This window comes from Paeniglutamicibacter sp., assembly GCF_046714615.1.
In the GTDB taxonomy this organism is placed as follows: domain Bacteria; phylum Actinomycetota; class Actinomycetes; order Actinomycetales; family Micrococcaceae; genus Paeniglutamicibacter.
This window is the reverse complement of the sequence record NZ_JBKKAP010000182.1, coordinates 1-1,903: the sequence shown is the minus strand read 5'-3', so window position 1 is coordinate 1,903 and position 1,903 is coordinate 1. Positions and strand designations below refer to the sequence as shown.

The window sequence follows — 1,903 nt, the reverse complement described above, 5'->3', positions numbered from 1 at the left end:
GCCGGCCGCGCAGCGGACGCCCGGTTCCTGGGTGCGAGCGAGCGAGTGCCCGGGACGCCCTGAAACCCCCCGGCATTCCGCGGGGAGTAGATGATGCATTACTCATTCACACAAAAGAGTGCGTGAGGACAAGACGCGGCGTTGCCGGACCTGGCCATCGCGCAGCGTCGGCGGCCGGGGGAGCTGGCGGCGGAGGCCGCCCGCACCACCACGAAAAAGGGAGGGGACACCCAAACGGCGCCCCCTCCCCCGGTTCCTTTTAGCTAGCTGATGGCTGCCCGGGCTTCGGCATATTCGGCTGCTGTCTTGTGGTCGGTCAGTGCCTCGTATTCGATTTTGTCCGTCCAGGTGTATTCGGTTTTGACTGACACCGTTTTGGCGTTGGCTCGCACAACTTCGGCCCAGCCGAACCGGTAACGCACGTAGTCGCCCTTGTTGATGGTTTCCCGGCTGTAGTTGGTGGCCTTGCCTGTGGCGATCTGTTCGGCGCGGATCTGCTTCCAGTAGGTGACCTGATCGTTTTGTTCAGCTAGCCGCGTGAGCAGGCGCTCACGGTATGCGCCGGTGGCGCCGATGGGTTCGTTGCTGAGCATGTCCCGGCCAGCTTCGTCCTTGATCCACTCGCGGCGGCCGTCGATGTTGCGTTGGGTTCCTCGGGTGTCGGCTTCGAGCTTCTTGATGCGGTTTGCGACGGTCTGCACGCTGTAGCGTGCGCCGGTGGTGTGGGCTGCCGTCGCGGCGCGTTCGGCTGCCTCGGTAGCGTCACGGTCGGCGGCGACCGATGCGCCCAAGGCGCGGTGTGCCTTTTCGATGGCGTTGCGGTGGCGGTTTTCGCTGTGGTGGCCGATCTTGATTGGCTCGCCTCCCCAGGGCAGGGCGTCGCCTGCTGCACGGGCGCGGCGCTCGGCGTCGTCGGCTGCGGTGCTCTTGCGCTGGGCCTTGGCTTCCAGTGCTTCGACGCGCTGGCTTTGGCGTTCGATCTTTGCCGCTTCGACGTCCGCCGTTGAGCGAGTGGTCTCGTCAATGTCCGTTTCAACCTCGAACCCTGCCGCACGGAGTGCGGTTGCCGTGCCCTCGATCTTGTAGAGCTTGGGCATCCGGTCGCGGCTCATGGGGACAAACCAGCTGGCGATGCTGCGACCCCAACGCCAGCCGTTGGCTTTGAGGACTTCGGCGGTTCCGTCGCCCTTGGTGGTTCCCTCAATCAGGGTTCCTGCTTCGTGAGTGTGCGTAATGGTCAGCATTTGTTGTTCTCCTTGTTCCTAGTGGGGCTACTGCTTAGCTTGAAAATTCGCCAACGAATTCAAGATATTCACCAAGGATTGTGTGCTGATCGAACGGGCTTATTCCTTCGTCCCAACCAGTACCCAGCTCGTGGTCTGCGAGTCTGGACGCCAGAAGCACGTCCGTTTCTGCGCTGAGTTGGGTTCCGTCTGTTGCCGTGATCGTGTTCATGGTTGTTTTCCTCAATCTGTGGGTGAGGGGGATCGCGGAACCAGCCCCGCGCTTTGTCTCTCCCCCGCGTTTTTTTGGTTGCTGGCGAAATGAAATGAAGCGGACCGAGCACCAAGGAGCAGCAACCCGTAGGGCAGGCCGGCCAATTCTGTGTCCGGAAATAAGCGCAGCGCCGGACACAGAATTTGCCGGGCTGGCCCCGCAGCGCAGCAAGGGGCTTGTGCCCTTGGTGTCGGGCCATAAACTCCGAAGGACAGCAACCAAAAAAAGGGGACGGCCGCAGGCCGGCACCTGATTCGCCGAAGGCGGATCAGGTCAACAGCCGGCCGCGCAGCGGACGCCCGGTTCCTGGGTGCGAGCGAGCGAGTGCCCGGGACGCCCTGAAACCCCCCGGCATTCCGCGGGGAGTAGATGATGCATTACTCATTCACACAAAAGAGTGCGTGAG

The 1,903-nt window shown here is 62.6% G+C and carries 2 protein-coding genes; both read right to left on the bottom strand.

What is annotated here, in order from left to right; all coding sequences use genetic code 11:
- Positions 1–263: 263 nt before the first annotated feature.
- Positions 264–1,244 carry a DUF3560 domain-containing protein gene (locus tag ACLQ7E_RS21430; RefSeq protein ID WP_411734609.1) on the bottom strand — a complete coding sequence of 327 codons (981 nt, stop codon included), beginning with the start codon at positions 1,242–1,244 and terminating at the stop codon, positions 264–266.
- A 34-nt stretch (positions 1,245–1,278) separates the two neighbouring features.
- Positions 1,279–1,455, bottom strand: a complete 177-nt coding sequence (locus ACLQ7E_RS21425) for a hypothetical protein (protein ID WP_411734608.1) — start codon at positions 1,453–1,455, stop codon at positions 1,279–1,281.
- Positions 1,456–1,903: the final 448 nt, after the last annotated feature.